5 protein-coding genes are annotated in these 2,952 nt (G+C 64.0%); 2 read left to right on the forward strand and 3 right to left on the reverse strand.

The genetic code is table 11. The annotated features are described in order from the left end of the window. On the reverse strand, window positions 1–820 hold an 820-nt coding region (locus tag VJS90_RS02570), incomplete at its 3' end, for a DNA polymerase ligase N-terminal domain-containing protein (protein ID WP_324118798.1). 159 nt (window positions 821–979) lie between these two features. On the opposite strand from VJS90_RS02570, the gene VJS90_RS02575 reads away from it, so the two are divergent. Both VJS90_RS02575 and VJS90_RS02580 read left to right on the forward strand, forming a co-directional pair. Beyond that, on the forward strand, window positions 980–1,468 hold the full coding sequence (locus tag VJS90_RS02575; protein WP_324118800.1) for a phosphotransferase system, HPr-related protein: 489 nt from the start codon (window positions 980–982) through the stop codon (window positions 1,466–1,468). Next, the gene (locus tag VJS90_RS02580; protein ID WP_324118802.1) at window positions 1,465–1,650 is read left to right on the forward strand and encodes a metallothionein; all 186 of its coding nucleotides are present in this window, start codon (window positions 1,465–1,467) and stop codon (window positions 1,648–1,650) included. Before VJS90_RS02575 ends, VJS90_RS02580 begins: the two co-directional genes overlap by 4 nt. A gap of 70 nt (window positions 1,651–1,720) precedes the next feature. On the opposite strand, the gene VJS90_RS02585 is transcribed toward VJS90_RS02580, so the two are convergent. Together VJS90_RS02585 and VJS90_RS02590 are read right to left on the reverse strand one after the other, a co-directional pair. Further along, entirely contained in the window at window positions 1,721–2,149 is a 429-nt protein-coding gene (locus VJS90_RS02585) for a hypothetical protein (RefSeq protein ID WP_324118804.1), read from the reverse strand. Window positions 2,150–2,177: 28 nt separating this feature from the next. After that, window positions 2,178–2,952, reverse strand: a 775-nt coding sequence (locus tag VJS90_RS02590) for a UPF0104 family protein (RefSeq protein WP_324118806.1), incomplete at its 5' end; no start/stop codon positions are given.

The raw sequence follows: 2,952 nt of genomic DNA on the forward strand, positions 1-2,952 counted from the left end.
TGGCCTGGTGCGGCATCTTCGCGCTCCAGTCATTGCCATTGCGGGTGAACAGCCGCACGTCATCGCCCTCGATACGGGCAAGAATCCGGTAGCCGTCGAACTTGACCTCGTAACGCCACTCACCGCCCGGCGGCGATTCGACCAAGGTCGCCAACTGCGGCTGCAGCATGTCGGGCATCGCTGCCTTGCGACCCTTGGCAGCGCGTCTGGGAGACGCGCCGTCGGAGGTGTCGGCCTTGGCGGCGCCCTTGGCCTGCCGGGGCAGCAAGGTGCGCTCGCTCAGCACGCTGTCGGGCTTGTCCTCGAGGATGTCGTAGTCGGCCTCGCTACGGGCCTCGCCGTCGTTGGACTTGATCAGCATCCACTGCTCTTTCTTGCCGCCCATGCTGGTGCGAAACAGGTTCCATACCCCGGCCAGCTTCTCGCCCCGCAGGCGAAAGCGCAGCTTGCCCTTGGCATAGGCCTGGTGTGGATCGCCCTCGGGCTCCCAGACGCCACGGTCCCAGACGATGACATCGCCAGCGCCGTAATGCCCTTCAGGGATGCTCCCTTCGAACGTGGCGTAGTCCAGTGGATGATCCTCCACGTGCACCGCCAGACGCCGCACCTTGGGATCGAGCGAAGGACCTTTCGGAATGGCCCAGCTTTTCAGCGTGCCGTCGAGTTCCAGGCGAAAGTCGTAGTGCAGGTGGCTGGCGTCGTGCTTCTGGATGCAGTACTGCAGCGCATGAGCCTGCCGGCCCCGGGGCGTCTTGCCGGCAGGCTCGGACGTGGCGTTGAAATCACGCTTGCGCTGATACTCCTGCAGGGGCTTTGCCATGGGGCGCTCCGGGCAATTCACGGGTCTCTGGACATGGGAGAGAGCCGCAGGCCCTGGAGTTCAATCTGTTGGCGGGACGGTGGCCGCCTGGCGAAAACTCTGAATCATTTGCCGACTGTCGAAGTCGACAGGTCAGGCCCATACAAATGGAGAGGCACCATGAGCAGCCAGCCAAATGATCCCAAGACCCGGCCCCAGGTCGAGATCGACACCACTGAAGACCGCATGGGCAGTGTCCACGAACTCGACTTCGATGAGAGCCAGGATGAGCGCACCGGCCGCATCGGTGATGAGCGCCCGCCCGCCGAGGTGGAGCAGGAGTTCCCTGACCGGCGCGTCGAGGAAAGCGGCATGACCGGCGGGGAAGCCCTGACCGACAGCCTGCACGAAGACAACGTGACCCTTGATGACCTGAGCCCGGATACTCTGTTCGACCAGACCGGCGCGCGTGATCCCCATGAGCCCGGTGGCAGTGGTCCCCTGGACAGGGCGCTCACGGAGGTCGACGAGAACGAGATTGGCGGTGGCATTGGCCTGGACGAGGCTGAGCTCGCGCGTTCAGCGCCGCTCGATGGCGAGCCCTGGACGGACGAGGTGACGCCGCTGGATGGAGAAAACGATGCCGATATCGGGAGTAGGAAATCATGACTGATCAAGTGTGTGCGTGCCCAGAATGCGATTGCGCCGTGGATGCCAATGCTCAGGTGCAAGGGGGCAAGGCCTATTGCTGCGAAGCCTGTGCCAGCGGGCATCGCGAGGGAGCGCCTTGCCGGATGGCGGGGTGCCATTGCGGGGAGAGCGAGAAGATAGAGCGCGACGACGAAGTCTGATGACGTTTGTACCGGCCTCTTCGCTGGCAAGCCAGCGAAGAGGCCGGTATGCCCCAACCCTTCCAACGCGCTACTGCACTTCCCACACCCCGCTGTTGTTCTTGCAATCAATCTGCGCCTGCCCAAGGTCGGCCGTGCTGTAGTAGTGCGTCACCAGCCGTGCGTCTTTGGGCACCGCCGGGCGGGTGGTCGGCTCCCCCCGGCCGCCAGAGCGGGGGTTGGCGAGCGATTCCTGGGTCAACGGCGCGGTACACCGTCCCAGGCTGCCTTCCTCGCACTGCGCCACCTGGCGCTTCTCGCTGTTAAGCATCTCCTTGCTTTCATTGCTGCACGACCAGGCGATCGCGTCGCCCGGCATGCCGGTGAAGTTGTAGCAGGTGTGCTGCTCCACCGGCTTGACCGCGCTGCTGGAGGAGCGTGTCATCACGTCACAGGCCTCGCCCAGGGCTTGCATGCTGGCGAGGCTGCCCAGCAGTAGCAGCGACAAGTGAATCCGCATGGTCTCCTCCTGGGCCAGAGCCCGAGTGTCAGGTCTTGCGCAAAGTGCCTTTGCCTTGCAGTCGCATGGCTTTGGCCCGTTTCTCGAGCACCAGATACGCGATGATCGCCAGCAACAGGGGAATCAGGTAGTACAGCGTGCGATAACCCAGCAACGTCGCGATCAGGCTGCCCTGGCTGAGCTGCCCGTGCAGCAGCGCAAGGAACACCGCTTCCAGCACGCCCAGGCCTGCGGGAATATGCGCAACCACCCCGGCCACGCAACTGATCAGCAGGATCCCGAGTATCGAGGGGTAGAACAGGTCATCGGGCAACAGCCAGTAGATCAGCAGCGCCATCAGCGCCCAGTTGCTGGCACCCAGGCTCACCTGAATGGCCGCGAACCGCAACGACGGCAGAGTGATCTCATGTTCACGCCAGCGCCAGGTGCGGCGCTTGGCAAAGCCGCAGGCATACAGGTAGCCGGCCGCCAGCACCAGTAGCAGGACACCGATCATCTGCAAACCCGTGGCGCCCACCGCCCAGTTCTCGGGCAGCTTCACCAGGCGCAGCGCGAACACTGTCCCTGCCAAGGCCATGTAGCCCACCCAGTTGGTGAGAATGCCCAACGTGATGATCCGGGTGATGGTTGCCGTGTCGAGCCCCAACCGGCTGTATAACCGGTAGCGCAGCGCCACGCCGCCGACCCAGGTGGTGAAATTGAGGTTGAAGGCGTAACACACGAATGCCACCGGCAGCACTTGCCGGGCGGGAAGGTGGTGGCCGGTGTACGCGCGCCCCAGCAGGTCGTAGCAACTGAACACT

Origin of the sequence: Pseudomonas sp. (assembly GCF_035277045.1) — a bacterium.
Classification (GTDB): Bacteria; Pseudomonadota; Gammaproteobacteria; order Pseudomonadales; family Pseudomonadaceae; genus Aquipseudomonas.

What these genes read in the sequence shown, in the direction of transcription:
- VJS90_RS02575 (WP_324118800.1), top strand. Translation starts at nt 980, where the DNA reads ATGAGCAGCCAGCCAAATGATCCCAAGACCCGGCCCCAGGTCGAGATC.
- VJS90_RS02580 (WP_324118802.1), top strand. Translation starts at nt 1,465, where the DNA reads ATGACTGATCAAGTGTGTGCGTGCCCAGAATGCGATTGCGCCGTGGAT.
- VJS90_RS02585 (WP_324118804.1), bottom strand. Translation starts at nt 2,149, where the DNA reads ATGCGGATTCACTTGTCGCTGCTACTGCTGGGCAGCCTCGCCAGCATG.